We start from the raw sequence: 25,981 nt of genomic DNA on the forward strand, positions 1-25,981 counted from the left end.
GGTCAGAACGCGGCCAGGCGGGCGGGGTAGCCGGCCTTGCCGACCGCGGCGATGAGGGCATCCGTGCTCACGACGGCCGGGTCGTGGTCGATTTCGATGCGGGCGGAGGAGAAGAACACGGCGACGCCGGTGACGCCGGCCAGTCGACCGATCAGCTTCTCGATCTTGGCGACGCAGGAGGGGCAGGAGAAGCCGTCGGCCCGCAGGATGGTGTGGGTGCTGGGTGAGGTGAGGGTGGTCATGATGGGTGCCTTTCGGTGTGCCGTGCACCCCGGTTGACCGGGGCATTAACGACGTTACGGAGGCTGCCGGGCGGCGACCATGACGGCCGTCACTTTGCCGCGAGCAGACCGGTCCGGTCGAGCACAGCGGTCCAACGCCGACCCGAGTCGATCAGCCCGTCGCGGCGGAGCCGGCTCATCGTGCGGGACACCGACTCGGCGCTGGTGCCGGCCATGGCGGCCAGGTCGGCCCGGGTCAGGGGCAGCTGGATGAGGGTCGCGCCGGGCTCGTCACCCGGCACACCGAAGGTGTCGGCCAGGCGGAGCAGGCCGGCCGCCACCCGTTCGGTGACGGTGTTGGAGGCCTGCTGCTGCTCGGTGGAGCGGGCGCGGGCGAGACGGTCCGAGACCACGTCGAGCACGCCGAGAGCCACCGACGGATGCGCGAGCATCACCTCGCGGAAGGCGCCGGCGTCGATGCGGAGGGCGCAGGTGGTGACCAGGGCGACGGCCGTCTCGGTGTATCCGCTGCGGCCCGCCCAGGTGAGGCCGCCGAGCACGTCGCCGGGCCCGAAGAAGTCGAGGCTGGTGCGCTGGCCCGTCGGGGTGGTGCGGAAGGCCTTCGCCTGGCCGGCCGCGAGCAGGTAGACGTGCTCGGCGGGGTCGCCTGCGGTGAACACGGCCTCGCCGGCCGACCAGGCCAGCGACTGGATCCGTGCGCCGATCGAGGCCAGCTCAGTGCCGGACAGGCCGTGGAAGAGGCCGATCTGCTCGAGGATCCGCAGTTGCATCGCGGGCGGGCACGGGTGCGGGCGACCGCAGGTACTGCGCAGCGGTACCGAGCGCAGCGGCACCGACCGCCGGGCCTCACTCACGGGAGCACCTCGAGGATGCCGCGGGCGCCCTTCTCGGCATCCGACATGACGTGGCTCACGAACGGGTAGTGACCGGCCTGGCCGAAGGTGAGCTCCACGAACCCGCCCTGCGCTGCGGCGAGGTCGAGCACCTGGGAGCCGCCGGTTCCGGTGCTGCCGCCGTCTTTGAGCGTGTAGTCGCCCTCCTTATAGACGGTATCGAACTGGCCGCCGACGACGTGGAAGGCGCTGCCCAGGTTGGGTCCGGCAGCCAGCACCCAGACGCGAACGGTCTCGCCCACCCGGGCCGCGAGAGGGCGGGCGGCGTACTGGTTGGCGTAGCCGTTGAAGACGACCAGGTCTGGGGTCTGCGCCTCGACCTTGAGGTCGTCGACCTCGCCGCCCTGCGTGCCGAGGTAGAGCTCGGACTGCACAACGAGGTACTCCCGATCCACCTCGGCCAGCCCGGGCGGGTCGATGATGACGGCACCGAACATGCCGTTGGCGATGTGCACCGACATGGGCATGGTGGAGCAGTGGTACAGCCAGATGCCGGACCGGGTGGCGGTGAACGTATAGACCAGGCTCTCGCCGGGTTGGATGGTGCGCATCACCTCATCCGGGGCGACGTCGCCGGCATGGAAGTCGATGGAGTGCCCCATCGTGCCCTCGTTCACCAGGGTGATCTCGAACACGTCGCCCACAGTGCCGCGCAGAGTGGGGCCGGGCGCGGTGCCGTTGAAGGTCCACAGCATCTGGGTGACCCCCGGGGCCACCTCGGTCTCCACATTGCGCACGGTCAGGGTCTGCCGGTGCACGGTGGCGGATGCGGCGGGCGGCAGTGCGGCGTCCCTCGCCTGGAAATCGGCGTCGGGTTCAGCCATCGGGTCGAGGTCGTCGGCGGCGGAGGCGCCCGTCGCGGTGGAACCGTGGCCGGTGTGGGTGCCGTCCGCGGACGTGCCCGCCGTGCCGTCCATCGACGTGCCGGCACCGGCCGTGCTGTCGTCGCCGCCCACCGCGATGATGCTGATCTCCATGCCCAGCAGCCGGTGTCCGGCGATCGAGCACCAGCCGTCCACACTCGCGCCGATCACGCCCACCGCCACTGTCTCGGTGGCGCCAGGGTCGAGCGACGACGAGACCAGCCCGGACTCGAGCACCAGGTTGTGCACCATGTCGTCGCTATTGGTGAGTTCGATCACCAGTTCGTCACCGACCGGCACCTCGATGCGGTCGGGCACAAAACGGGTGTCCACCATGTCCACCGCCACCGTGGTGGTGTGCCCGGTCGCGGCGGCGGCCGTGCCGGCGGCCGGGGCGGCCATGGTCGACAGGCCGATTGAGGCCGGGTCGGCCACGATGCCCGCGGTCACCGTGAGCAGCAGCACGGTCGCGGCCGCGAGCATCCGTCCGGTGCTGCGGGGTCGCTCGGTCGGCGCGGTGCGTTCGCCCGGCGCGATCCGCACTAGCGGGAGGGCGCGTACCCGACGGTTGGTGCGGAGGGCCAGGCTGAACAGCACCAGGAAACTGGCCAGGGTGCCCACGGTCAGCACCGACAGCAGCACCGTGATGGTGCTGGACACCGGCAGGAGCGAGAGGACGAGGGCACCGTTGACGAGGACGACCCGGACCAGGCCGCCGCGGTCGAGTTCGGCCGCGGTGGCCTTGAGGGCGGGCGGGCCGCCGCCGAGCACCACGGGCACCAGGTGGCTCAGGGCGCCGAGCAGGATCTGGGCGGCGAAACCGACCGCAAAGTAGGGCACCAGGGTTTCCACGCCGGCGGCGGCCGCGGTCCAGCTCGGGGCGAGTGCCAGCTGCAGGCCGAAACCGAGGGTGCAGAGCGCGAACCAGACCATCGCGGCGCCGAGGCTCCACGCCGCGAAGGTGACCGCGGGCGCGCGGCGCAGGTGGCCGACGGCCTCCCAGAGCACCCGGCCCAGCCCGGCCAGGTAGACCAGCACGCCCAGGGCCACGATCAGGCGCAGGTCGGCCAGGCAACCGAGGGCGAGCAGACCGAGGGCGCCCACGAGCACCATCAGGGTGTGCCCGCCGGCGAGCGTGGCGCCCTCCACTCGGGTGTGCAGCACCGTGGGCCAGAGCAGGGCGATGGTGCCGATCACGGTCAGGCCCACCCAGCCCAGTAGGTTGAGGCCGAGGTGCCCGATGAAGAGGCGTTCGTAGTCCTCACCGCCACCGTCGAGCCTGGCCATCAGGATGCCCAGGACCACGCCAGCGGCCAGCATCAGCGCACTGGCTACGTAGTAGCGCACCAGCGGGGCGAACCGGCCCGGCATCGCGCCGCGGGACTGGCCGACGATCACGACGGCGTGAATGACCGCGTTCAGGCCCACCAGGATGCCGCCGACCAGCACCAGCGGGTACCCGTCGATGACCATGCCCGTCATCACCAGGATCGCGCCCACGGTGTGCACGCTCAGCCGCAGCCCCAGCGAAAGCCGGTGGCCGAGGGCCTTACGTCGCAACAGGGTGTCGGCGAAGTGCTGGCTCCAGATCAGGATGGCGGTGCTCACCGCGCCGAGCAGCAGCAGGTGCACGAGCAACCACCCCGATGACGGCACCAGGCGGTGCAAAAAGGTGAAGACCACCGCGGCGACCAGCCAGGCCGGCACCAGGGTGCCCGAGACGATGTGCCAAAGCTTGTCCTTCATAGGAGCGAGCCTCGCGGGGAGGGTGCCGGCGGCACGGCGGTACTGCGCGCTGCTGCTCGCGCGGGCAACACGGTGCTGCCGCGCAGCACCGAGACCACGGCGATCAGTACAAACAGCAGCACCGCGACGATGTTGAAGACGCCGCCCCACTGCACCAGGGCCGGCACACCGTAGGCGTCACCGAACAGGACCCGGGCCAGCAGCGAGGCGTGCAGCAGCCCGGCCGGCAGGTACATGATCGGTCGGTAGGGCAGCGGTCGGCGCAGCACGGCCGGAAGGATGGTGGGGGCGTGGGCCATGATCATCGACATCACAAAACCGAGGAACACGGCGTGCATCATCGCGTCGTAGCCGGGGCCGGAGTAGACCGGGCCCTGCAGAAGCCAGATGCCGCCCACCACGACGAGCCAGCCGTAGCCGGCCAGGAGGCACCAGGCCATGTAGCGGGGCAGCCCGACCGAGCGCACCATGCGGGTAGCGATGTCGTGGCGGAACAGCCAGGCCACCAGCGCCAGCATTCCGGCGCCCAGGAGCGGGTAGCCGGCGATCGGCCAGACCAGGGCGATGACCGAGCCGAAGCTGAGGGAGAGGCTGATGCCGAGCATCCACTGTTCGGCTCGACGGTTCACGGTGGGCGAGATGCGGGACAGCTCGAGGCGCTCGCCGGCGATGGTGAGCACGAGGTACAGGATGAGCAGCGGCGCGAGCTGCGGGATGCCGATACCGCGCAGCCACAACACCGTGGCCATCAGCCCGGCGACGGCGCCGAGCACTTGCACCGCGGTGGACACCGACCCCTGCCGGCGCCAGATCTCGGCGTAGATGGCCAGCAGCACGGCGCAACCGGCGACGAGGGCGACCTGGCCCACGACCACCGGCAGCGGCGAGATGAGGGCGAGGCCGCCGGCGCCGAGCAGGCCAGGGGCGAGGTACGCCCAGCCGCGGCGCACGGCCACGGCCCGCTCGAGCACGACGACGGTGCCGACGAAGCCGAACACCATCAGCGGCCCGTGCACCGCACCGAGCCGGGCGCTGTCGACCGGGGCCGCCAGGCCGAGCAGCAGCAGGGCGCCGTCGAGGCCGGCGAGCAGGGCGATGCCGCCGAGGAGCAGGAAGACCAGCCGGCCGGTGACCTTCGGCCGTGCCGCTGGACCGGTGCCGCGCAAGGCGCTGCCGGTGCGGCGGAGGGGGCTGAGCATGGTCATCGGCGGCGTCGGGCGGGCAGGTGCCGGCTAGTTGGCGCGGGTGAGGCGGATGGTCCAGGTTTCGGGGCCGTTCTCGAGGTACGAGACGACGAAGTCGCCGGGGCGGCTGCTCTCGAGCTGGCCGAGCAACGGCAGCGGGTTGTGCGAGGCGATCAGGTCGAGGGCGAAGCCGGGCTGGATGGCGCCGAGAGCTCCGAAGATCGTGGCGTGGCGGATGGCGTGCGGGATGGTGCGGGAGTCGAGGACGATCTTCTCGGTGTCTTCGTGGCCACAGGCGCAGGCATGCCCAGCGGGGGCTGCGACGTCCACGGCACCGGGGCGGCTGGATGAGAGGTTGATCGGTTCGGCAGTCACAGAAATTCTCCTTCGCCGGGTCGAATGACCCTAGTGAGTCACTTTAGAGGATGTCTATCCTTTTAATCGGGACGTTCGTCCCATCGGCCCAGGCCGCAAGAAGAATCGGCAGGAACGAGAAACAGATGGCAACCAGGGTGTGCGCGGAATCCGAGCTCGAGCTCGGCGAGGCGATCAAGGTGATGGTCGACGGTGTGGCGGTGGCCCTGGTGAAAGACAGCGCCGGAAACTGCTTCGCGCTCGGCGACATGTGCTCGCACGCCGACATCTCCCTCTCCGACGGCTTCGTCGAGGGCGACGACCTGGAGTGCTGGGCGCACGGCGGCCGGTTCGAGCTGTCCACCGGGCGCGCCCGCACCCTGCCGGCCTCAGAGCCGGTGCCGGTCTACCCGCTCACCATCGTCGACGGCGACGTCTACGTGGACGTAACCGCGCAGGTCGACGTGTCCTCCTACGTGGGGTGACAGTTCGCGAACTGTGAGAAAAGCACCGACTTCGGCCCGCACTGGGGGCTTTTCCCTCAGTCCGTGAGACCCGGGGGCAACTCCACGAGGCAGAGGTCGGGCTGCACGAACGGGAGCAGGCGGATGGCGGACGCGTCGTGGCCTCGCTCCCGCACCAGGCCCTGGATCAGGCCCAGGTGCACCGAGCAGACCACATTAGGGTTGGCCCGCGCCTCGGCCCGGAACGGGCAGGCCGGCAGCGCGATGGTGTTCTCGTATGCGCGCAGCTGAGGCTCGAAGCCGATCTCGGTGAGCACCCGCAGCAGCGGAGGCACGATGTCGGTTCCGGCCGAGGCGGCGGACGGGGTGCCCACCAGGTCGACCGGATCGGCGGCATCCGCCCCGGCCGCGTACTGCGCCGACCAGCGCTCGCCGGCGCGCACCGAGCGGGCGCGACCGCCGTCGGCGTCCTCGCCGATCACCGAGGCGAGGGCCTGGGTGAGCTGCTGTTGGGCGTCTTCGACGGGCAGCGGCGCCGCCACCGGGCTGAACAGCACGTGCGGGCGGCCACGCTGGCCGGCCCTGGCCACCTGGCGCTCGACCAGTCCCACGGCCTCGAGCTGCTCCAGGTGGAACCGGGCGGTGGTGACATGCAGGCCGATGCCCGCAGCGACGGTGACGGCGTCCAGCGGCTCGGCGGCAGCGGTGAGCAGGCCCAGCACCCGGCGGCGCGGCTCACTGGCCAGGGCCGCGTGCCTGGCGTCACTCTGATCGATCGAAACCATGATTTTAGAGTAGCAGCGTGCGGTTAAACCGGGTCGGGCGGCGATCATCCGCCGATGTAGGACATCTCGATCTTCTTTCCGGAGGAGCGCACCGCTCCGGTCTGGGCGCTGCGCAGTGCGGAGGCCCGGTCGGTGCGCTGCCGCCAGATGGAACCCATCGCGGCCGAGAGCTGCTCGTCGCTGCTGCCGTCGCGAAGCAGCGCGCGCAGGTCGTGGCCCTCGCTGGCGAACAGGCAGGTGAACAGCTTGCCGTCGGTGGAGACCCGAGCGCGGGAGCAGGTGTGGCAGAACGACTGGGTGACGCTGGAGATCAGGCCGATCTCGCCCTCGCCGTCGATGTACCGCCAACGACGGCTGGTCTCGCCGGTGTAGTTGGGCGCCACTTCCTGCAACGGCAGTTCGGCGTGGATGCGGTCACGCACCTCACTGGACGGCAGGACGGCGGCCATGTCCCAGCCGTTGCTCGTGCCCACGTCCATGAACTCGATGAATCGCAGGATGTAGGGGGTGCCCTTGAAATGCCGGGCCATGTTGACGATGTCGTGGTCGTTCTGGCCGCGCTTGACGACCATGTTGATCTTGATCGGGCCCAGGCCCACGGCGTGGGCGGCGTCGAGGCCGGCCAGGATGCGGGCGACCGGGAAGTTGACGTCGTTCATGGTGCGGAAGGTGGTGTCGTCGAGGGAGTCGAGGGAGACCGTCACGCGCTTGAGGCCGGCATCCTTGAGCGCCTGCGCCTTCATCGCCAGGGCGGAACCGTTGGTGGTGAGGGCGATGTCCACGGGCCGGCCCGCCGGGGTGCGGAGGGCGGCGAGCATTGCGATGAGCTCTTCGAGGCCCTTGCGCAGCAGCGGTTCGCCGCCGGTGAGCCGGATCTTCTCCACCCCGTGCGCCACCGAGATACGCGCCAGCCGGGTCATCTCCTCGAACGAGAGCATCTCGTCGCGGGGCATGAAGGCGAAGTCCTTGCCGAAGATCTCCTTGGGCATGCAGTACACGCAGCGGAAGTTGCACCGGTCGGTGACCGAGAGGCGCAGGTCGTGCAGCGGGCGACCGAGGGTGTCGACGAGCTGGGTATCCGGGGCCAGGGCTGGCCCGAGCGTCACGTCACCGGCCAGCGGCTCGATGACGCGCACGGGAATCGGTGCACCGGGCATACACCGACCCTAACCCCGAACGGTTCGGGTTCGCCGCAGCCCTGGCCCCGGCTAGATCCAGCCCTGCTGCCAGGCGATCTCCGCCGCCTCGTGCCGCGACCGCGCGTTGAGCTTCGTCATCGCCGATGACAGGTAGTTGCGCACGGTCCCGGCCGCGAGGTGGAGCCTGTCGGCGATGTCCTGCACACTCATCGTCGACCGACTGAACCGCAGGGCGTCGAGTTCACGGTCGGTGAGCGGGCAGCGTTCCGCCGTCAGCGCCGTCGCCGCGATCTCGGGGTCGACGTACCGTTTGCCTGCTGCCACGGCGCGGATCACGTCGGCGAGGTCCTCGGCCGGAGTCGACTTCGGCACGAATCCCGACACCCTTGCTCCCAGCGCGCGCCGCAGTACACCGGGGCGGGCATGCCGCGTCACGATCACGACCTTCGTCGCCACGGTCGAGAGGATGCGCGTGGCCGCCTCGATGCCGTCGGCCTCGGGCATTTCGAGATCGAGCAGGCACACGTCGGGCTTCGTCTCCAGCGCCCGCTCCGCCGCAGCGACGCCGTTGCCGACGCTCGCCACGACCTCGATATCGGCCTCCAGGCTGAGCAGGGCGCTGAGCGCACCGCGAATGAGGTGCTCATCGTCGGCGATCAACAGCCGGATGACGCGGGGCGCCGCGCTCACGCGCCGACACCCACTCCGGCGGCGACGAACGCCCGCAGCACAAAGGTGTCGCCGTCACTTTCGGTGACCAAGTGCCCGCCGATCGCCGCGACCCGGTCCCGCAAACCGGTCAGGCCGCTGCTGAGGACGCGCCCCGGCGCATCCGTCGCGGGCGACGCCGCGTTGTTGACGACCTCGAGGGTGCTGCCCTCGGCGTTCGTCGAGAGGGTGATCGCCGCCTTGCTCGCGGTGCTGTGTCGCAGGATGTTGGTCGTCGCCTCCCGCACGACCAGCGCGAGGACCCTGCGGACCTCGATACCCGCGGGCAGGACACCGAGTTCGAGCGCGCAGTCGGCCCCGGATGCGGTCAGCACCTCTCGGGCGTTCTCGAGTTCGGTCGCCAGGTCGACCTGGCGGTATCCGGCGACGAGGGATCGGGTCTCTTCGAGCGCCTGCTTGGCGATGAGCCGGGTCTCGTGCAGGTGCTCCCGGGCGGCATCCGGATCGATGGAAAGGAGGCGTTCGGCAAGTTCGGACTTGAGCGCGATCACCTGCAGGTGATGGCCCTGGATGTCGTGCAGATCGGAGGCGAAGCGCAACCGCTCGTGCGCGACCGCGAGCTCCGCGGCGACCGACCGGTGCCGATCGAGGGTCACCACGATCTCCCACCACCACAGGCTGGAGAGCACCATCATCGGCAGAAACGCGCCATAGGTGAACAACAGCCAAACCCCCGAGATGCCCGACGCCTCGAGTGGATGGCCGAAGAGCGAGGACGCCAGCAGCGGGTGTGCCAGGGTCACGGCGGCTCCGCCGACAAGAACCGTCCACCGGCGGGCACGGGGCAGCAGGGGTGCGATGGCGTTGAGACCCATCCACAGCGGGAAGGCGGCGAACAAGCCGGCGCCCGGGGTGGCGAGGCCGAGCAGCCACACGGTGACGGCGGGAACGATCAGTGCCACGGTCCAGGCGAGCCGCGGCATCCCACCGCCCCGCCCGACGCGGAGGAACCAGCAGTAGCGCACGTGCATCGCCCCGCACACGAGAATCAGCACGATGAGGGCGGCGTCACGGCCATCCTCGGTTGCCTCGAAGTTCGACGCAGCGACGCCCAGCAGGATCGAATCCAGCACGACGAAGAAGAAGACGATCGATGCGAGGGTGTAGGTCCAGGTCGTGTGCACGCTGCGCGCCTGTCCGGCCGGGCGCGGTGATTCGCGGGTGAGGGCGTCAGGCATGCTGCCAGCGTAGAGCAGTGACATTTGTCACTATCCGATGTGTGGAAGTGCCCGGCACGCGGTGACACGGCGACACTTCAGCGGAGAGCGGCCGGCCCGGAGGATTGAGTCATGACCCGGACCACCGGGCCCTCTGACGAAAGGCTTCATCTTGATTGACGCGCTGCGCGACTTCACCGCCTCCCTGCCCGAGCTCCTGCAGTGGGTCGGTATCGTCCTCGCCGCCGCGATCCCGTTCGTGGAGTCGTACTTCGGAGCAGCCATCGGCATTCTCGCCGGGGTCAATCCGGTCGTCGCCGTCCTCGCCGCCATCGTCGGCAACGTGCTCTCAATGCTCGTTGTCGTCCTCAGCGCCCACGGGGTGCGGTCCCGGGTTCGCCTCGGCAAAGCCACCAAGCCCGACTCGCCCCGCCGGGCCAAGTTGCGCGAACGCTTTGACAGGTACGGCGTTGCCGGCGTCAGCCTCCTCGGCCAGACGATCCTGCCGAGCCAGATCACCTCGGCCGCGATGGTGTCCTTCGGCGCCTCGAAGAACGCCGTCATTTTCTGGCAGATCATTTCGATCATCATCTGGGGCGTGGTCTTCGGCGTGCTCACCACCGTCGGCGTCACCGTCCTCCGCTAGGCGCGGCTGGAGGCCGGTATGGCCCAAGAAAAGTTATCCACAAGTTGACTTTTGCTCACACAAAGTTTCGGAATCGGGCTAGATTCGGGGCATGACAAACCGGTCGAGTGTCGCAGACATCTTCGCTACTTCCCGCGGCGATGGGCTGGTGGATGCGGCGGTCGACGTGGCCCGGCTGGGCTCCTGCAGTGCCGATTACGACAAGCTCACGGATGCCGCTGTCCTGTCCGGTCAGCAGACCCTGGCCCGGGCCCAACGCGAGCTGGACACCCGCAAGGCGTGGCTGGCGAAGACCCTGGCCCAGCGGTCCCGGTGGGAGCTGGGCCAGTCCGGTTTGGCTGCGCAGCAGGGCTTTTTGAATCCCGAGGGGTTGATTCAGAAGCTGACCGGCACCAGCAAGGTCGAGTCGCGGAAGCTCGTGGGGGTGGGCCGGATGCTCGCCGAGGTTGAAGACGCCCAAGCGCAGGCGGCCGCGACCGACGCCGAAGCGGCCCGCCGGTTGCTCGAGGGGGTGCTGGACCCGGACATCCCTGATGGGCTCGACGGGGTCGACGGGTTCGACGGCCACGGCGGGGTCGCTCCGGTCGTTCCGCTGCCGGCGCCGATGCCGTGGCACGCACCGATCTCGCACGCCGTGACCGGCGGAACCCTCTCGATCGATGCCGCGCACGCCCTACGCACCGGCCTGGGCGACATCGATACCGTCGTCACCGGCCCGGTCCTCGCCGATGCCTTGGCGGGGCTGCTCGCCGACGCCGCGGCGATGGACGTGGACCAGCTCCTCAAACGGGCCCGGCAGACGCGCGACAGCCTCGACGAGGCCGGCATTAGGGTACGGGAACAGAAAGCCTGGGACGACCGCTACCTGCGCATCTGGACCCTGAACACCGGCCAGGTCCGCATCGACGGGCTCTTCCCGGCGGAACAGGGCGAGTTCATCAAAGCCACCTTCGACAGTCTCACCAGCCCCCGCCGCGGCGGCGTGCGCTTCGTCGACACCGAACGCGCCGCCTGGGCCAAACGCGTCAAGAACGACCCCCGCAACACCAGCCAAATCACCTGCGACGGCTTCCTCGACCTCCTCAAAGCCGGCACCACCATCAACCCCAACGAGATGCTCGGCGGCCGCCGCCCCGCCGTGCAGATCCTCACCACCACCGCCACGACGGCCAGACCCGCCGCGCCCACAGGACCGGCCGCCGCCGACGACATCCTGATCTGCCTTCCCGGCCAAACCGGGCACGGCTACATCGAGGGCAACAACGCCCCGGTCTCCCCCGAAACCATCGAACGCCTCATCTGCGACTCGGGAAGTGTTGAGATCACCGTCGACGAGGTCAACCGGCCCCTGGACCTGGGCCACGAACAACGCCTGTTCAACCGGGCCCAACGCCAAGCCCTCGCCGCCCGCGACGGCGGCTGCCGGTGGCCCGGCTGCGACCGCCCACCGGCGTTCACCGAAGCCCACCACATCGAACACTGGCTCAGAGACCACGGCAGAACCGACATCAACCAGGGCATCCTGCTCTGCCCCGCCCACCACCTGCTGCTCCACAACCAGCACTGGCAGATCTTCGAAAACACCGGCCGCTACTGGCTCCGCCCACCCACAACCATCGACCCCGGCCAAGCACTCATCGAGATGCCCGGCCGCACCCGGGACGGACCGCCAAAAACAACAGCACCACCCAGGGCCTGATCCCGCAATCCGCGGATCGCCCACCCGTCGCCTGTCACACGCCAGCGCCGCCCGCCGCCCGCCGCTGCCACCCATCGACTGCCGCCCGTGCCGCCCGCCGCGTACCGCCAGCCACCTGCCACCTGCCACCTGCCACCTGCCACCTGCCACCTGCCGGGATTGTGCAGCGGCAGGGGTCGTCGCCGACTACCCCGCGCGGTACAGTCTGCGCGTGACGACAGACGACCACAGCTGCTGTGCACCCGCACACGAGGTGATGACCAACGCCCAACGGCCCGAGGCCGCGCCAGAGAAGTCCACTGGACACGTTACGCAGCACAGCGCCCGGCACGATGCCGTTGACTCTGCGACCGGGCTCGCCAGCCGGCATCATCTCGACCAGGCGCTGGTGCCGGCGCAGGTCTTCGCCATGGGCGACGCCGACGGCGCGGGCAATCCCGGTGACGGCGAGACCCCCGTGCACGAGGTGCGGCTGGATGCCTTCTCCATCGACACGACGACGGTCACCAACGCCGCCTTCGCCCGGTTCGTGGCCGATACCGGGTATCGCACCGAGTCGGAGCTGTTCGGCTACTCCGCGGTGTTCCACCTCGCGTTGCAGGCCGACCTCGATGACGTGGTCGGCCAACCCCCGCAGACACCCTGGTGGCTGGGGGTGCGCGGCGCGGACTGGGCGCATCCGGCCGGCCCCCGTTCATCGCTCGACGGGCTGGCCGAGCATCCGGTGGTGCAGGTGAGCTGGAACGACGCGCTGGCCTACTGCGCCTGGGCGGGGCGACGGCTGCCGACCGAGGCCGAGTGGGAGTGCGCGTCGCGCGGCGGGCTGGCCGGCCGGCGCTACCCGTGGGGAGACGAGTGGGAGGAAGGGCAGCGCTGCAACATCTGGCAGGGCCGGTTTCCCGCGGTGAACACCCTGGCCGATGGCTGGCTCAGCACCGCCCCGGTGCGGGAGTTCGCGCCGAACGGCTACGGCCTCTGGCAGAGCGTGGGCAACGTCTGGGAGTGGTGCGCCGACTGGTGGGCGGAGGGCTATTACGCGCACTCCCCCGCCGAGAATCCGGCCGGCCCGGCGACAGGCGAGCAGCGTTCGATGCGCGGCGGCTCGTACCTCTGCCACGACTCCTATTGCAACCGGTACCGCAACTCCGCTCGGGCCTCCAACACCGCGGATTCCGCGGCCGGAAACGTGGGCTTCCGCACCGTGGCGCTGACCTGAGCCGCCGCCGCCGAGGCACAACTCGTGCTCGATTCCGCCGGTGTGGCCGACCGCCTCGTGATTCCGGGGCGATCACCGGTCGGCGGCAGGGAATCGCAGGAGTCATGCATCCGCGGGTGCGGATGGTCGTGGTCTGCTACCCCGGCGCGTGCAGCCGGGGCGCGTCGAAGAAGAGCAACTCGAGGGCCGCCGACCGGGCGAACACGGCGCGCATGAGCGCCCGGTCGACGGCCGTCGCGGTGGCCGCCGCGGTGTCGGTGAGCAGGATGGCCTGCCGGGTCGCGGCCGCGAACCCCTCGTCGGCGTAGGTCTCCAGCCAGTCGGCGTACGGATGCGCCGCGTCGCGCCGGCTCGCCGTGAAGCCGGCGTGCAGGCGCTCGCCGACATCCGAGTAGAGCCAGTAGCAGGGCAGGACCGCTGCCAGCAGCACCGCATAGTTGCCTGCCGCGCTGACCGCGACCAGGTGGTCGACGTAGGACCGGGTCACCGGGCCGGGCGCCGGCCGCGTGTCATGGCCGGTCAGCCAGGTGCGGTGCAGCTCGAGTTCCACCTCGATGCAGTTGGCGGCGCCGGTAGCCCAGAATTCCCGTTCGGCGGGGGTGGGCGCCAGGACGCTCGCCTGCGCCAACACCCGGGAGTACGCGGCGAGGTAGAGGGCATCCTGGGCCAGGTAGTAGGCGAAGTGGCCGGCGGACAGGCTGCCCTCGCCGAGTTCCGAGATGAAGAGCAACGCATCGATGGCGGTGCGGGTTTCGGCGATGTCGGCCCAGAGCAGCCTGCTGAACGGTTCGGTGCGGTCCGGCTCCGGCTGCCGATCCGGGTCGGCGTCCCGGCGTGATTCGGCGGCGTGAACGTACATGGCGACATCCCTTCGCTAGTGCTAACTAGTCAGGTTCGACGGGTTTGGATCTCAGCGTCCGCATCCGGCGGAGGCACCCCGTGTCGCGTCCCACCCTAGCGGCCGGCAGGGCCGAAAGACTCTCGAACGCACCGGGCGCCGAACTGTACGCTGGACAGGCTGCTGCATTCTTCACCGGGTGAGCACGCGCTCCATGGCCGACGGGCCACCGGTCGTCGGCGTCGTCCTGGAAGGACACCGCACCATGCCTGACACCCCGACCGACACCACCATCGCGCCGCCCACGGTGTTGATCCTGGCGATCACGGCCTGCCCAACGGGCATCGCCCACACCTACATGGCTGCCGAGAAACTCGACGCGGCCGCCACCGAACTCGGCTACGAGATCCGGGTCGAGACGCACGGGTCCGTCGGCGTCGAAGGCACCTTCAGTCAGGCCGACATCGACCGCGCCGACGCTGTCGTCGTCGCCGCCGACACCCAGATCGACCTGTCCCGCTTCGGCGGAAAGCGCATGGTCTCCACCCGCGTCTCCGACGGCATCCACCGCCCGGCCGCGCTGATCGCCGAGGCGCTGGCCGCCGCCCCCACCGGCCGCGCCGCCGTGACCACGGATGCCCCGGCGAGCGCCGGGAAACGCGACATCGGCGGTTTCATCTACCGCGCTCTGATGAACGGCGTGTCGTACATGATCCCGTTCGTCGTCGTCGGCGGGCTGCTCATCGCGATCTCGCTGTCGATCGGCGGCGAGGCCACCCCGCAGGGACTCGTGATCCCCGAGGACAGCTTCTGGTTCACCATCAACCAGATCGGCGTGCTCGGCTTCACCCTGATGGTGCCGATCCTCTCCGGCTTCATCGCCTACGCGATCGCCGACCGGCCCGGGCTCGCACCGGGCATGATCTGCGGTTGGATCGCCACGACCGGCTCCTTCTACAACTCCGAATCGGGTGCCGGCTTCATCGGCGGCATCGTCACCGGTTTCCTGGTGGGCTTCGTGGCGCTGGGCATCAAGAAGATCCCCGTGCACCGCTTCATCAAGCCGATCATGCCGATCCTGGTCATCCCCGTGATCACCACCCTCGTCGTCGGCGGCCTGTTCGTGCTCGCACTCGGCCAGCCGATCGCCTGGGTGTTCTCCTCGATGACCGACTTCCTCTCCAGCCTCGACGGCGGCAGCGTCGTCGTGCTCGGCCTGATCCTGGGCGCGATGGTCGCGTTCGACATGGGCGGCCCGATCAACAAGACAGCGTTCCTGTTCGGTTCCGCGCTGATCGCCTCCGGCAACCCGGGCCCGATGGGCATGGTCGCCGCGGCCATCGCCGTGCCGCCGCTGGGCATGGGGCTGGCCACGGTCATCCGTCGCCGGTTCTTCACCCCGGTGGAACGCGAGGCCGGCATCGCCGCGCTGTTCATGGGCTTCTTCGGCATCACCGAGGGCGCCATCCCGCTCGCGGCGGCCCGCCCGCTGCAGGTCATCCCCGCGAACGTGCTCGGTGGCGCCGTCGCCGGTGCCATCGCCGCGATCGCCGGGGTCACCAACGCCGTGCCGCACGGCGGCCCGATCGTGGCCGTTTTCGGTGCCGTGAGCGGCGTGCCGATGTACTTCGTCGCGATTCTCTCCGGTGTGGCCGTCACCGCTCTGGTGTCGGTGCTGCTGATCGGCATCTCGGTGCGCAAGGTCGTGCCGGCGGATGCTGCCGCGGCCGCGCCCATCGGCACCGCTGCGGACGCCGCTGTGCCGGTTGCCGCGCCGGGTGCTGCGGCGAGTGCCGTTTCGCCCGTGGCTGCGGCGCCGGTTCTTGCCGCGCCTGCTGCCGCCGAGCCGGTGGCCCCCGCCCCGAAGACCGTGCTCGACTACATCGACGAACGCACCATCGTGCTCGACATCGACGAGACCGACCGGGACGCCGTCATCCGTCGTCTGGCCGGTCTGATGCAGACCACCGGGCGGGTGCTCGACGTCGACGCCGTCGTGCAGGCGGCCATGGACCGTGAACTGATCAGCACGACCGGCATCGGCGAGGGCATCGCGATTCCGCACGCCAAGTCCGACGGCGCCACCTCCCCGGTGCTCGCGTTCGCGCGCAGCCGGGACGGCGTTGACTGGAACTCGCTGGACGAGGCCCCTGCGCACCTGATCTTCATGATCGCCGTGCCGGAGGCCGCCGCCGGCACCGAGCACCTCAAGGTGCTCGCCCAGCTGTCCCGCAGCCTGATGAAGCCCTCGTTCCGCGCCTCGATCGAGATGGCGGCCACCCCGGCCGACGTGCTCGCGGCACTGGCGTCCTCGGTGCGGCCGGCGACTCCCGCCGCGCACTAGCCCCCATCCTGGACCGCACGTAGGGGCGGACTTTTTCGGGAAACGCCGCCGCGCGCGCCTGCGCAACCCGGCGTTTCTCGAATATCTCCGCCCTTACGTACCGAGTTCGGCCGAGTCGGCCCGGTCGGCCGCCGCCGCCGCCCGAGTGGATGCGGCGCTACCGCGCGCTCCCGGCCGGCGCATCCCTCTGACCCGCCCGGGTTGTTCGCAGGGCGATGCCCGCCGCGGCGAGGCCGAGCGAAGCCAGGACGAGTGCCGTGTGACTCCAGCCCGAGGTGGCGAGGACCGTGCCTCCGCTGGCTGCGGCCCAGGTGCAGCTACGGCCCAGCGGCCACCAGGAGAAGCTGCCGCTGACAACGTCGGCGCGCTCCGACAGCTCGGCGAGAGGAGAGAACGGCCCCTCCACGGCGCAGGCGTAGTCCAGGCCGCCGTGCACCGCAACGAGGTACGCGCCGGAGGTGGCGATAGCGGCAAGACAGAGACCGGCCGCGATGAGGACGGCACCGAATCGTGAACGCTCCGAGGCGGACAGCCGCTGCGTCCCGATGTCCCGAGGGAGGAGCGCCGTACGCCCGAGGAGCACCGCGATGAGGCCGATCCAGAGCGGGCCACCGGCCAGGGTGAAGCCGAGGATCGCGGCTGCGAGGACCGCGGGACCGCCGGCAGCGCCCGGTTCACCGGGAATCCACTCGGCCGCAAGGAGCAATGACAGCGCCGCGAAGATCACTCCTGCATACCCGGCGATCACGCTGCGCCCGCCGAGGCCCCAGCGACCGGTCGGCGGCGAGAACACCAGAAGCAGGGTGAGTGTGGCGGTGCCGGCGAGAGCGGCGACCGCTGCCAACAGCGAAAGGCCACCGACGATCAGGTCCCAGGCCTGAGCCACCGTCGCGCCCCGGCTGAACATGAAGATCAGGGTGGCGACGGTAGCGGCGAAGACCGCCGTGAGCATCACGGTGCCGGCGAAGCGGGCGGCATGACCCAGATGCATCCGGGCGTCGGTGTTCCCCATGACTGCACGCTAGCGCAGTGGCCGGCGCTGGCTCACTGGCTGGTGTCTATCAGCGCCCCTCTGGGCCGGGCACCTGCTGCGAGCGGGCGATGACGGCGCTGGTGTGCGCACCGACACCGCGGCGCAGCACCTCGGCAAGGTTGTCGACGGTGTCGACGTCGCGGCGGATCGACGCCGTGGCGGGCAGGTCGAGCGGCACGTGGCCGGCCGTCTCGTGCGCAGCACGGGAGCCGGGCCCGAACCGGGGCGTGAGCGTGATGCCGGCGCGGGCGAGCAACGTGGTCGTGCCGGTGCCCTCCTCATCGGCAACCATGGCCAGGTCATGGGCGGTTGCGGCGGTGAGGGTCGACTCGACGTCAGCGACGGTGAGCGCGGGCAGGTCTCCGGTGAGCACAGCGACGCTGCAGAGCGGGTACTGCTCGTGCGCCACCCGGATGCCCTCGGCGATGGCCGCGTTGAGCGGGTCCCGAGTTGCCACACAAGCGCCCGTCCCGGCATCCGAAGCGGATGTGTGCGGCATCTCGGGAACGATCTGGGCGCCCAGCACCTTGAGCGGCGCGGCGGCAGCGGGGTCGGCGGTCACCACGAGCACCTGCTGCACCATCTCGGCGGCCAGCAGTGCGGCCACGGTGTCCAGCGCGAATGCTTCGGCGAGCTCCCCGCGGGCCGGGAAGGTCTCCGGCAGCGCGCTCAGGCGGCTCTTGGCGTTCGCACTGCCCTTGACGGGCACCACGCACACCCATCTCACGCGGATGCGGTTCCGCGAGAAGCCACTTGAGGCCCGGTGCCGTGCGCGGTGGGGGTTTCAACCGGCAACTCACCAAGGTGGTCGTCGGCGGCAGCATCCCGAACCTCACGAGTTGCCGCAAAGTGCCCCCTCGCGGGCCCGGTAGGGGACTTTTGCGGCAAGTCGGCATCGGGAGTCTCGCGACTTGCCGCAATGTGCCCCCTCAGAGGCGCTGTAGTGGCATCTTCCGGCAAGTCGGCGGCCGCGGTCCTGTCATCAGCAGCCCTGGCCGTCCCCGCCTCATCAGCGTTCGTGGGTGCGCTATCCGTCCCGCGGTCCGCCTCGGCAGCCGCCAGCCCGGCCGCATAACCCTCCGCGTACGCCTCGGCGCTGCCGACGCGGAACATGTCGTTCGCACTGTCGCGCAACAGCCGGCGCGCGCCGCGATCCCCCGCGTCGATCGCGCCCACCAGGTGGCCGAGGCCGCGGAGCACGGCGACGGGGTTGCCGCTGGTCTTGCCCTTGATCAGGTCGGCGGCGCCGGCGATCTCGTCCGCGACGGCGGCGACGGTGACGTCGAGGCGGCGACCGTGCGCATCCATGCTGCCGCGCAGGTCGTCGAGCACGGCCACGCCGGCAGCGCCGATGGCGATGTCGGTCTGGCCGTCCCGCCACGGGCGGCCAACGGTGTCGGTGATCAGCACCCCGAGGTGCAGCCCGGTGGCGGCGCGGAGGGCTGCGCAGAGGCCGCGCGCGGAGGCATCCGGGTCGACGGGCAGTAGCAGTACAGTGCCGTGCTCGACGTTGCTGGCGTCGACACCGGCGGCGGCCATCACCAGGCCCTGCCGGTTTTCGACGATGCGGGTGACCCCGCCAGGATGCGCGCGGGTCGCGACGACCCGTACGGTCTCGTCGGCGATGGCCTGCTCCCGGTCGGTCGCGGCCACCTGCCTGCCCTCGGCCTTGGACACGATCTTGCTGGTCACGGCCAGGATGTCACCGTCGGCCAGACGGGACGCGGCGGGACCGGCGACGGCCAGGATGGTCGCGGCCAGGTCGTCGCCGGCCCGGACCTCGCCGATTCCGGGCAGCACGAACACCTCGAGCCGGTGGCGCGCACCGTCCGCCGCGGAATGCATCGTTACCGGGCGAGCTTCGGCAGCACGTCGCGGCCGAAGACGTCGATCCACTGGCGCTGGTTGCGCCCCACGTTGTGCAGGTAGATCTTGTCGAAGCCGAGGTCGACGAACTTCTGGATGTAGGCACGGTGGTCGTCGGGGTCGGCGGAGATGATCATCCGGCCCTCGAAGTCCTCCGGACGCACCAGTTTTGCCATCTGCTCGAATTCGAACGGCGAACGGATGTCGCCCTTGGGGAATTTCATGCCGCCGTTGGGCCACTCGTGCAGCGCGTTGGCCATGGCCTCTTCGTCGGTCTCGGCCCAGCTCATGTGCAGCTGCAGCACCTTGGGCATGGTCGACGGGTCCTTGCCGGCCTCGCGGGCGCCGTCGTCGAACTTGCCGAACAGCATCGAGATCTTCTCGAGCGGGGCGCCGACGGTGATGAGGCCGTCGGCGTGCCGGCCGGCGCGCTTGGCGGTGACCGGGCCGGCGGTGGCGACGAGGATCTCGGGCGCTACCTCAGGCATGGTCCACAGCCGGGTGGACTCGAGCTTGAAGAACTGGCCGGAGTGCTTGACGTCCTTCCCGGCGATGCTGGCGGTGAACAGCTTCGAGATGATTTCGATGGCCTCGAACATACGGTTGATGCGCTCGGGCGCCTCGGGCCAGTAGCCGCCGACGATGTGCTCGTTGAGCGCCTCACCGGAACCCAGGCCCAGCCAGTGCCGGCCGGGGTACATCGAGGCGAGTGTGGCGGAGGCCTGCGCCACCATGGCCGGGTGCCAGCGGAAGGTGGGCGCGGTGACGCCGGGACCCATGTCGCCCTTGGTGCGCTCACCGATCGCGGCGAGAACGCTCCACACGAAGGAGGATTCGCCCTGGGCGGGCACCCACGGTTGGAAGTGATCGGCCGCCATCACCCCGGAGAAGCCGTGCTCCTCCGCATAGGCCGAGAGCGCCACCGCCTCGGCGGGGGCGAACTGCTCCAACATGGCCGCGTAACCGATCTGCAATTCCGACATACAGCCATCCTGCCACTCGCGTGTGTCGGCGAGGTTTCTGGGGCGCCCGCGCCAAATAGGCTTAGAGCCATGCGCATCGCCACCTGGAACGTCAACTCCATCCGTGCCCGCGTCGACCGAGTGGTCGACTGGATGGTGCGAGAGGACATCGACGTGCTCGCCATGCAGGAGATCAAGTGCAAGCCCGAGCAGTTCCCCGCGCAGGCCTTCGAGGATGCCGGCTACGAACTGGCCATCCACGGCGTCAGCCAGTGGAACGGCGTCGCGTTCGCCAGCCGCCACGAAATGACGGATGTGGTCACCGCCTTCCCCGACATGCCCGGCTTCCTCAAGGGTGAAGAGGGCCCCGGCCTGCCGCTGGAAGCCCGCGCGCTGGGCGTGACCGTGAACGAGATGCGCCTGTGGAGTCTGTACGTGCCCAACGGCCGATCGCTGGATGACCCGCACTACGTCTACAAGCTGGACTGGCTGACCCGGCTGAAGACCCACGCCGCCGACGAGCTGGCCAAGAACCCCCGGCTGGCAATGGCGCTGATGGGCGACTGGAACGTGGCCCCGCTGGACTCCGACGTGGGCGACCCCACCCTGGTACCCGGCGTGTCCACCCACATCTCGCCGGCAGAGCGCAGCGCCTTCGAAGCGTTCGAGGCGGCCGGTTTCACCGACGTGGTGCGCCCGATCGTGCCGGAGGGCTTCACCTACTGGGACTACAAGCAGCTGCGCTTCCCGCGCAACGAGGGCCTGCGCATCGACTTCATCCTCGGCTCACCGGCCTTCGGTGAGCTCGTGACGGATGCGAGCATCCACCGCAACGAGCGCAAGGGCGACGCCCCGAGCGACCACGTGCCGGTGCTGGTGGACATCGAGACCGAGGACGAGGACGACGACCGCCCGATGATCTTCTAGGCCCCGCTGGTCGAGCTCGTCCCGCTGGTTGAGCTTGCCCAAACCCGGCGAGACGCAAGCGGTGTCGCCCATACTGGACGCATGTCTCCTGCTGTATCCGGGAACGACGCGGCGCCACAAGCCCCCGCCGACGTTCCCGTCACCGTCTCCATCCGCCGTAGGGTCGACCCCGCCCGGTTCGACGAGGCCACCCACTGGGTGCAGACCGGGATGGACCTCGCCAACGAATACCCGGGCTTCCTCGGCTCCGGCTGGGTGCGCGCGCACGCCGGTTCCGCGCACTGGCACATGCTCTACAAATTCAAGGATGCGGCCTCGCTGGAGGCCTGGGAGCACTCGATCGCCCGCACCAGCTGGCTGCTCGAGGGTGAGGGCCTGGTGCTCGAGTCCCACGTGGTGCGGCGCACCGGCATCGAGGGCTGGTTCGACGACTCCCAGGTCAACGCCGGTCCGTCCGCGCCGGTCCAGCCGCCGCGCTGGAAGCAGGCCGTGGCCATCGGGCTGGGCTTCTTTCCGCTGAACGTGATCTTCACCTACCTCGTCACCGGGGTGGACCCGCACTGGAACGACATCCCGACCGTGCTCCGGATCCTGCTGACCACCTTCGTGATGGCGCCCATGATGACCTACGTGGTGATGCCGTTCATCACCCGCCGGCTGCGGCCATGGCTGCAGAAAGCGCCCAAAAAGAAGGCCTGATCCGTCGGCGGCTCAGGCGAGCAGGGCCGCGACGATCACCAGCGCCGGGATCGCGCCGATCGTGGTGACCAGCACGGTGTCCCGGGCCACGACCACGCCCCGGTCGTAGCGGGACGCGAAGTTGAAGATGTTCTGCGCTGTCGGCAACGCGCTCACGGTCACCACGGCGAACAGCTCGGGGCCCTCGAGAGCGAACACGAACCGGCCGAACAGGTACGCGATCACGGGCATCAGCGCCACCTTGATCACCGACGCCGCGACCACCTGCTTGCGTCCGGTGCCGGCCTGCAGCAGTCGCTGGCCGTGCAGCGACATGCCGAACGACATCAGCACCAGCGGGATCGCGGCACCGCCGATGATGTCCAGGGGCGCGATCACGGCGTCGGGCACCGGGATGCCGAAGGCGGCGACGAGCACGCCGAGAACCGAGGCGATGATCATCGGGTTCCGCAGCGGCTGGGTGAGGATGCTGCGCACCGACACCCGTCCGCGGGTGGACGCGTCGAGGATGCTCAGGGTGATCGGCGCGAGCACGAGCAGCTGCAGCAGCAACACCGGCGCCACATACTGGGCGCTGCCGAGCACGTAGATGGCCACCGGCAGGCCGATGTTGTTGGCGTTGACGTAGGTGGCGCTGGTGGCGCCGAGCACCGTCTCGGGCAGCGGGTTTCGAAAGAAGATCCTGGCCAGCACGACATACAGCAGCATGCCGACGATCACGCTGCACAGCACCGTGGCGAGGAACGCGGAGAACAGCACCCGCACATCCGCCTGCGCGAGCACGGTGAACAGCAGCGCCGGGGTGGCCACGAAGAACGCGATGCGGTTGAGCACCCGGCCGGCGTCCTCGCCGGCCACGCCGGTGCGCTCGACGACGTAGCCCACCAGGATCACAAACCCGATGATCGAGAATCCGACCAGTACACCGCCCACGTTTCGAGCCTACGGGGTCGCCGATGCACCGCCGGGCCGCGAAAAAGTCCCCCACCCGCGGCGCGGCCGTCGTACGCTCGACTCATGCCTCACCTCACCGTGCCGGGCGCGAGCCTGTACTACGAAACCGACGGACACGCCTCCAAGCCGGCGCTGCTGCTGATCCACGCGGGCATCGCGAACCTGCGCATGTGGGACCCGCAGATCGACGCGCTGGCCGAAGAGCACTTCGTCATCCGCTTCGACACCCGCGGCTTCGGCCAGACCAGCACCGAGGACGTCGAGTTCTCCAACCGGGCGGATGCCCTGGCCGTGCTCGACCACCTCGGCGTGGCCCGCGCGACGCTGATCGGGTGCTCCCGCGGCGGCACGATCGCCATCGATCTTGCGGTGGAGAGCGCGGACCGGGTGGCCGGGCTGATCGTGATCGGGGCGGGCCCGAGCGGGTTCCCCGACACCGAGCTGACCGAGGTGGAGGATGCCCGGTTCGACGAGATCGACCGGGCCTTCGCCGCCCAGGACTGGCACCGGCTGGCCCGCCTCGAGGCCGCGATCTGGGATTTCGGCCCGTTGCGCCGCGAGGAGGACCTCGACCCCGAATTCGTCTCCACCGCCTACGCGCTCAACCGGGTGAACGTCATCCACGCCGAGGAGCGCCCGGTGTCGCTGCCGCTCGAACCTCCCGCGTTCGACAGGGTCGTCGACATCGAGGTGCCCGCCCTGGTGACGGTGGGCGAGTACGACATGTCCGAGGTGCTCGCGGCGTACGAGTACCTGGTGACGACCCTGCCCCAGGCCAGCGGATGCGTGTTCCGCGACACCGCGCACCTGCCGAACGTGGAACAAGCGGCCGATGTGCAGCGGGTGCTGCTCGACTGGCTCACCGAAAACGCCCTTTAACGGCCGCGAAAGCGGCCACGTGGTTGCTTCGAGAGGCTCGAGGCAACCACACGACCGCTTTCGCGGGATGGTGCGGTGCGGAACTAGACGCTCGCGGCGGCTCGGGGCGAGCCTGTGACGGCGGGGGCGGCATCCAGCGGCCGGTTGTCGGCGAGCACCTTTTGGTAGGCGGGCAGCTCCACGAACAGCTCGTCCTTCAGCGGGTTGCGCTTGGTGCGCACGATGACGCGTACCTGGTAGACGACCACGGCGATGTTGGCGGCCAGCGAGATCGCACTGACGATGAACAGGGCGGTGGGGTTGTGCGAGGACTCGACGGCGAACTTCGAACTGGTCACGAAGGTGGGCACGGCCATCGTGAACATCATCCAGAACGCCAGGGTCTGCGCCCGGTGCTGCAGCCAGGCGCCGCGCTTGATGAAGAACGCGGGGATGGTGCAGGAGATCAGTAGGGCGGCGCCGGCGTAGAAGGAGTGGTCACCGACGGCGTTGTAGACGTAGGCGAAGTTCCACAGGTCGTACGCGATGATCCAGAACCAGAGCATGTCGGGCCAGATCATGTCCTTTTTCTTGCCGCGGCTGATGATGATGCCCGCCCAACCGCAGATGGTGACGAGGTTGAGCAGCCCGGCGATGCCGTTCATGATGTTCCACGGGCCGCCGACCATGAAGACGCCGTCGACCATGCCCTGCATGCCGTAGACCTGGAAGTCACGGATGACCGCTTCGAAGATGTTCAGCGCGAGGATCGCCGCCGGGAACATCAGCCAGTACTTGTTCTTCGCCAGCTTCGGGATGAAGCGGATGGCCATGAAGCCCAGGCAACCCGCCAGCGCGGAGTACACCTTGACCCAGTGGAACCAGGTGCCGGTGCTGGAGTCGGCGCCCGCGGTGTGGGGCCAGACGAAGATGGTGAGCACCACCGGTAGCCCGATGAACAACACGAGGGCGGCCCACTTGCTGGCCCGGGCGATCTCGTTGGCAAGCATGAGGCCCGCCACCACCGCAACCCACATCAGCGTGGAGTACCAGGGGATTGACTCGTACAGGAACATCTTCGTTTCTCCTTATTCGGTTTTCTTTGTGGGGTGGTGCGTCTTGCGGGTGGTGCGTCTTTACAGGGTGGTGTTCGTGGTGCCCATGTCCAGGTGCAGTGTCTGTCGCACGATGGCGACGAGCACCTGGTCGTCGACGTCGGGCGACGAGCGCACGAGGCCGATCAGTCCGTAGACCAGGACGTAGAAGACCTCGCCGACGTGTTCGATGTCAATGTGGTGCGCCCGCGCGTAGGCCTCGACGGTGGTCACCCGCAGGCGCTCGACGATGGCGCGCACGGCGCGGTCCACAAACCGGTTGTACAGTCCGGCGTTCTCGGGGTGGCCGAGGTCTTCACGGAACATGTCCTTGGCGTGCAGGTGGTGGCGGAACAAGACCACGCAGTCCAGCAGCGCCTTGGCGACATTGCCGGGCTCCCGGTCGGCGTCCCAGCGGGAGACGGCGTCGACGAACTCAGTGATGTGGTCCTCGAAGATCAGGTCGATCAGGGCGTCCCGGTCGGGAAAGTAGTGGTAGATCAGGCCCCGCGTGACGCCGACGCGCTTGGCGATCTCGGTGACGGAGACCTTGGCAACGCCCCGTTCGGCGAAGAGCTGCCGGGTCGCGGCGACGATCTCGTCATGACGCTCGTCGGGCTGCTTGCTCTGGCGAGGGGAGGCCGTCGGGGTGCTCATGCTTGAACGCTACTCCCGCCGTTGACACAGCGTCAATGACACCGCGTCAATCGCCCCGAACTGGGGAGTGCGCCGCTAGGTGACTCTCTCGGTCCAGCCGTCGAACCACTAGCCTGTGGAAGCCGCACCATTCATCAGGGGGATTGATGTCATCGAGCAGCTCCATTCGCGACTTCGCGCAGTACGTCGGGCGATTCCGCTGGCCGCTCAGCGCGGCCGAACTCACCGACACCACCCGCTGCCCGGCCTGCGCGGCCACGCTGCCGGCGCCGGTCTGCCCGTCCTGCGGGCTCGACCTGCGTCATCCGGCCGCCCGTGAGCTGCTCACTGCGTCGACAGATGCCGCCACCGCCCTCGACAGGCGGGTGCAGCTGATCGGTCAGATCCGCTTCGAAGTTGCCGAGGCGGAGGCGGCCAGGGCCGTTGCGGCAGAGCAGCTGTTGGCGGTGCAGCTGGTGGCCGCACGGGCCGACGAGGCCGAGCGCCAGGCACAGGCACAGGCACAGGCACAGGCCCAGGCGCACGCACAAGCCCAGCGCGCCGCCGAGGCTGCGCGTGCCGCACAGGCCGCCGCGCCGGCCCTCGCACAGGCATCCGCCGCCACCCAGGCCGGCGCGCAGACCCCGGTCAGC

Annotated in this window: 25 protein-coding genes, 1 pseudogene and 1 riboswitch; of the genes and pseudogenes, 9 read left to right on the forward strand and 17 right to left on the reverse strand. The window is 69.6% G+C overall.

Translation table 11 applies throughout. The features are described from left to right. Positions 1-2: 2 nt before the first annotated feature. The 5 genes from E3O57_RS04815 to E3O57_RS04835 form a co-directional block, all read right to left on the reverse strand. Positions 3-242: a heavy-metal-associated domain-containing protein gene (locus tag E3O57_RS04815; protein ID WP_103478522.1), complete on the reverse strand. Its 240-nt coding sequence runs from the start codon at positions 240-242 to the stop codon at positions 3-5. 89 nt (positions 243-331) lie between these two features. Next, positions 332-1,096 (reverse strand): Crp/Fnr family transcriptional regulator, encoded by a 765-nt coding sequence (locus tag E3O57_RS04820; RefSeq protein WP_241990307.1) that lies wholly within the window; start codon positions 1,094-1,096, stop codon positions 332-334. Next, positions 1,093-3,744, reverse strand: coding sequence for a multicopper oxidase domain-containing protein (locus E3O57_RS04825; RefSeq protein WP_103478520.1), 2,652 nt, complete (start codon positions 3,742-3,744; stop codon positions 1,093-1,095). Before E3O57_RS04825 ends, E3O57_RS04820 begins: the two co-directional genes overlap by 4 nt. Beyond that, the gene (locus E3O57_RS04830; protein WP_241990308.1) at positions 3,741-4,949 is read right to left on the reverse strand and encodes a hypothetical protein; all 1,209 of its coding nucleotides are present in this window, start codon (positions 4,947-4,949) and stop codon (positions 3,741-3,743) included. The genes E3O57_RS04825 and E3O57_RS04830 overlap by 4 nt, the downstream gene beginning before the upstream one ends. Positions 4,950-4,976: 27 nt before the next feature. Further along, entirely contained in the window at positions 4,977-5,303 is a 327-nt protein-coding gene (locus tag E3O57_RS04835) for a DUF2249 domain-containing protein (RefSeq protein WP_241990309.1), read from the reverse strand. Positions 5,304-5,428: 125 nt separating this feature from the next. Between E3O57_RS04835 and E3O57_RS04840 the strand changes: the two genes are divergently transcribed. Next, positions 5,429-5,767, forward strand: coding sequence for a non-heme iron oxygenase ferredoxin subunit (locus E3O57_RS04840; RefSeq protein ID WP_103459341.1), 339 nt, complete (start codon positions 5,429-5,431; stop codon positions 5,765-5,767). A gap of 56 nt (positions 5,768-5,823) precedes the next feature. Here the strand turns inward: E3O57_RS04840 and E3O57_RS04845 are convergent, their stop codons facing one another. The 4 genes from E3O57_RS04845 to E3O57_RS04860 are packed head-to-tail and all read right to left on the reverse strand — an operon-like array spanning position 5,824 to position 9,577. After that, the gene (locus tag E3O57_RS04845) at positions 5,824-6,531 is read right to left on the reverse strand and encodes a metalloregulator ArsR/SmtB family transcription factor (RefSeq protein WP_165787849.1); all 708 of its coding nucleotides are present in this window, start codon (positions 6,529-6,531) and stop codon (positions 5,824-5,826) included. A 44-nt stretch (positions 6,532-6,575) separates the two neighbouring features. After that, the gene (moaA, locus tag E3O57_RS04850) at positions 6,576-7,688 is read right to left on the reverse strand and encodes a GTP 3',8-cyclase MoaA (protein ID WP_103478518.1); all 1,113 of its coding nucleotides are present in this window, start codon (positions 7,686-7,688) and stop codon (positions 6,576-6,578) included. 51 nt (positions 7,689-7,739) lie between these two features. Beyond that, the gene (locus E3O57_RS04855; RefSeq protein ID WP_103478517.1) at positions 7,740-8,360 is read right to left on the reverse strand and encodes a DNA-binding response regulator; all 621 of its coding nucleotides are present in this window, start codon (positions 8,358-8,360) and stop codon (positions 7,740-7,742) included. Further along, complete coding sequence (locus E3O57_RS04860; RefSeq protein ID WP_103459349.1) at positions 8,357-9,577, reverse strand: sensor histidine kinase; 1,221 nt, start codon at positions 9,575-9,577, stop codon at positions 8,357-8,359. The genes E3O57_RS04855 and E3O57_RS04860 overlap by 4 nt, the downstream gene beginning before the upstream one ends. Positions 9,578-9,728: 151 nt before the next feature. Between E3O57_RS04860 and E3O57_RS04865 the strand changes: the two genes are divergently transcribed. From E3O57_RS04865 to E3O57_RS04875, 3 genes are all read left to right on the forward strand, one after another. Then, positions 9,729-10,202 carry a hypothetical protein gene (locus E3O57_RS04865; protein ID WP_103459345.1) on the forward strand — a complete coding sequence of 158 codons (474 nt, stop codon included), beginning with the start codon at positions 9,729-9,731 and terminating at the stop codon, positions 10,200-10,202. A 91-nt stretch (positions 10,203-10,293) separates the two neighbouring features. Next, a complete protein-coding gene (locus E3O57_RS04870; protein ID WP_103478516.1) occupies positions 10,294-11,901 on the forward strand; it encodes an HNH endonuclease signature motif containing protein in 1,608 nt (535 codons plus the stop codon). 211 nt (positions 11,902-12,112) lie between these two features. Further along, positions 12,113-13,117, forward strand: a complete 1,005-nt coding sequence (locus E3O57_RS04875; RefSeq protein ID WP_255455733.1) for a formylglycine-generating enzyme family protein — start codon at positions 12,113-12,115, stop codon at positions 13,115-13,117. A gap of 136 nt (positions 13,118-13,253) precedes the next feature. Here E3O57_RS04875 and E3O57_RS04880 read toward each other — a convergent pair whose 3' ends face one another. Beyond that, positions 13,254-13,976 carry a hypothetical protein gene (locus tag E3O57_RS04880; protein ID WP_103478515.1) on the reverse strand — a complete coding sequence of 241 codons (723 nt, stop codon included), beginning with the start codon at positions 13,974-13,976 and terminating at the stop codon, positions 13,254-13,256. Further along, positions 13,967-14,067, reverse strand: a riboswitch (TPP riboswitch). Its footprint overlaps the gene before it by 10 nt. An 87-nt stretch (positions 14,068-14,154) precedes the next feature. Between E3O57_RS04880 and E3O57_RS04885 the strand changes: the two genes are divergently transcribed. Next, positions 14,155-16,299 (forward strand): fructose-specific PTS transporter subunit EIIC, encoded by a 2,145-nt coding sequence (locus E3O57_RS04885; protein WP_198416798.1) that lies wholly within the window; start codon positions 14,155-14,157, stop codon positions 16,297-16,299. A gap of 157 nt (positions 16,300-16,456) precedes the next feature. Here E3O57_RS04885 and E3O57_RS04890 read toward each other — a convergent pair whose 3' ends face one another. Genes E3O57_RS04890 through E3O57_RS04905 form a run of 4 tightly spaced genes read right to left on the reverse strand, consistent with a single transcriptional unit; the run spans position 16,457 to position 20,181 of the window. Continuing rightward, complete coding sequence (locus tag E3O57_RS04890) at positions 16,457-17,311, reverse strand: hypothetical protein (RefSeq protein ID WP_103478514.1); 855 nt, start codon at positions 17,309-17,311, stop codon at positions 16,457-16,459. A 49-nt stretch (positions 17,312-17,360) separates the two neighbouring features. Next, the gene (gene cofC / locus E3O57_RS04895) at positions 17,361-18,044 is read right to left on the reverse strand and encodes a 2-phospho-L-lactate guanylyltransferase (protein ID WP_241990310.1); all 684 of its coding nucleotides are present in this window, start codon (positions 18,042-18,044) and stop codon (positions 17,361-17,363) included. 11 nt (positions 18,045-18,055) lie between these two features. Continuing rightward, positions 18,056-19,177: a coenzyme F420-0:L-glutamate ligase gene (gene cofE / locus E3O57_RS04900; RefSeq protein WP_103478512.1), complete on the reverse strand. Its 1,122-nt coding sequence runs from the start codon at positions 19,175-19,177 to the stop codon at positions 18,056-18,058. A gap of 2 nt (positions 19,178-19,179) precedes the next feature. Further along, complete coding sequence (locus E3O57_RS04905; RefSeq protein ID WP_088457473.1) at positions 19,180-20,181, reverse strand: TIGR03557 family F420-dependent LLM class oxidoreductase; 1,002 nt, start codon at positions 20,179-20,181, stop codon at positions 19,180-19,182. 69 nt (positions 20,182-20,250) lie between these two features. On the opposite strand from E3O57_RS04905, the gene E3O57_RS04910 reads away from it, so the two are divergent. Continuing rightward, positions 20,251-21,087, forward strand: coding sequence for an exodeoxyribonuclease III (locus E3O57_RS04910; protein WP_103478511.1), 837 nt, complete (start codon positions 20,251-20,253; stop codon positions 21,085-21,087). An 81-nt stretch (positions 21,088-21,168) separates the two neighbouring features. Continuing rightward, positions 21,169-21,786, forward strand: coding sequence for an antibiotic biosynthesis monooxygenase (locus E3O57_RS04915; protein WP_103478510.1), 618 nt, complete (start codon positions 21,169-21,171; stop codon positions 21,784-21,786). A gap of 12 nt (positions 21,787-21,798) precedes the next feature. Here E3O57_RS04915 and E3O57_RS04920 read toward each other — a convergent pair whose 3' ends face one another. Continuing rightward, positions 21,799-22,719 carry an AEC family transporter gene (locus E3O57_RS04920; protein ID WP_103460431.1) on the reverse strand — a complete coding sequence of 307 codons (921 nt, stop codon included), beginning with the start codon at positions 22,717-22,719 and terminating at the stop codon, positions 21,799-21,801. Between the two features lie 84 nt (positions 22,720-22,803). On the opposite strand from E3O57_RS04920, the gene E3O57_RS04925 reads away from it, so the two are divergent. Then, complete coding sequence (locus tag E3O57_RS04925; RefSeq protein WP_103478509.1) at positions 22,804-23,619, forward strand: alpha/beta fold hydrolase; 816 nt, start codon at positions 22,804-22,806, stop codon at positions 23,617-23,619. Between the two features lie 83 nt (positions 23,620-23,702). Here the strand turns inward: E3O57_RS04925 and E3O57_RS04930 are convergent, their stop codons facing one another. After that, a complete protein-coding gene (locus E3O57_RS04930) occupies positions 23,703-24,674 on the reverse strand; it encodes a DUF5692 family protein (RefSeq protein WP_088457479.1) in 972 nt (323 codons plus the stop codon). A gap of 60 nt (positions 24,675-24,734) precedes the next feature. Then, positions 24,735-25,349 (reverse strand): TetR/AcrR family transcriptional regulator, encoded by a 615-nt coding sequence (locus tag E3O57_RS04935; protein ID WP_103478508.1) that lies wholly within the window; start codon positions 25,347-25,349, stop codon positions 24,735-24,737. Positions 25,350-25,495: 146 nt separating this feature from the next. On the opposite strand from E3O57_RS04935, the pseudogene E3O57_RS04940 reads away from it, so the two are divergent. After that, a pseudogene (locus tag E3O57_RS04940) lies at positions 25,496-25,981 on the forward strand (hypothetical protein); the annotation flags it as partial.

The organism is Cryobacterium sp. TMN-39-2 (assembly GCF_004402745.1).
Classification (GTDB): domain Bacteria; phylum Actinomycetota; class Actinomycetes; order Actinomycetales; family Microbacteriaceae; genus Cryobacterium; species Cryobacterium zongtaii.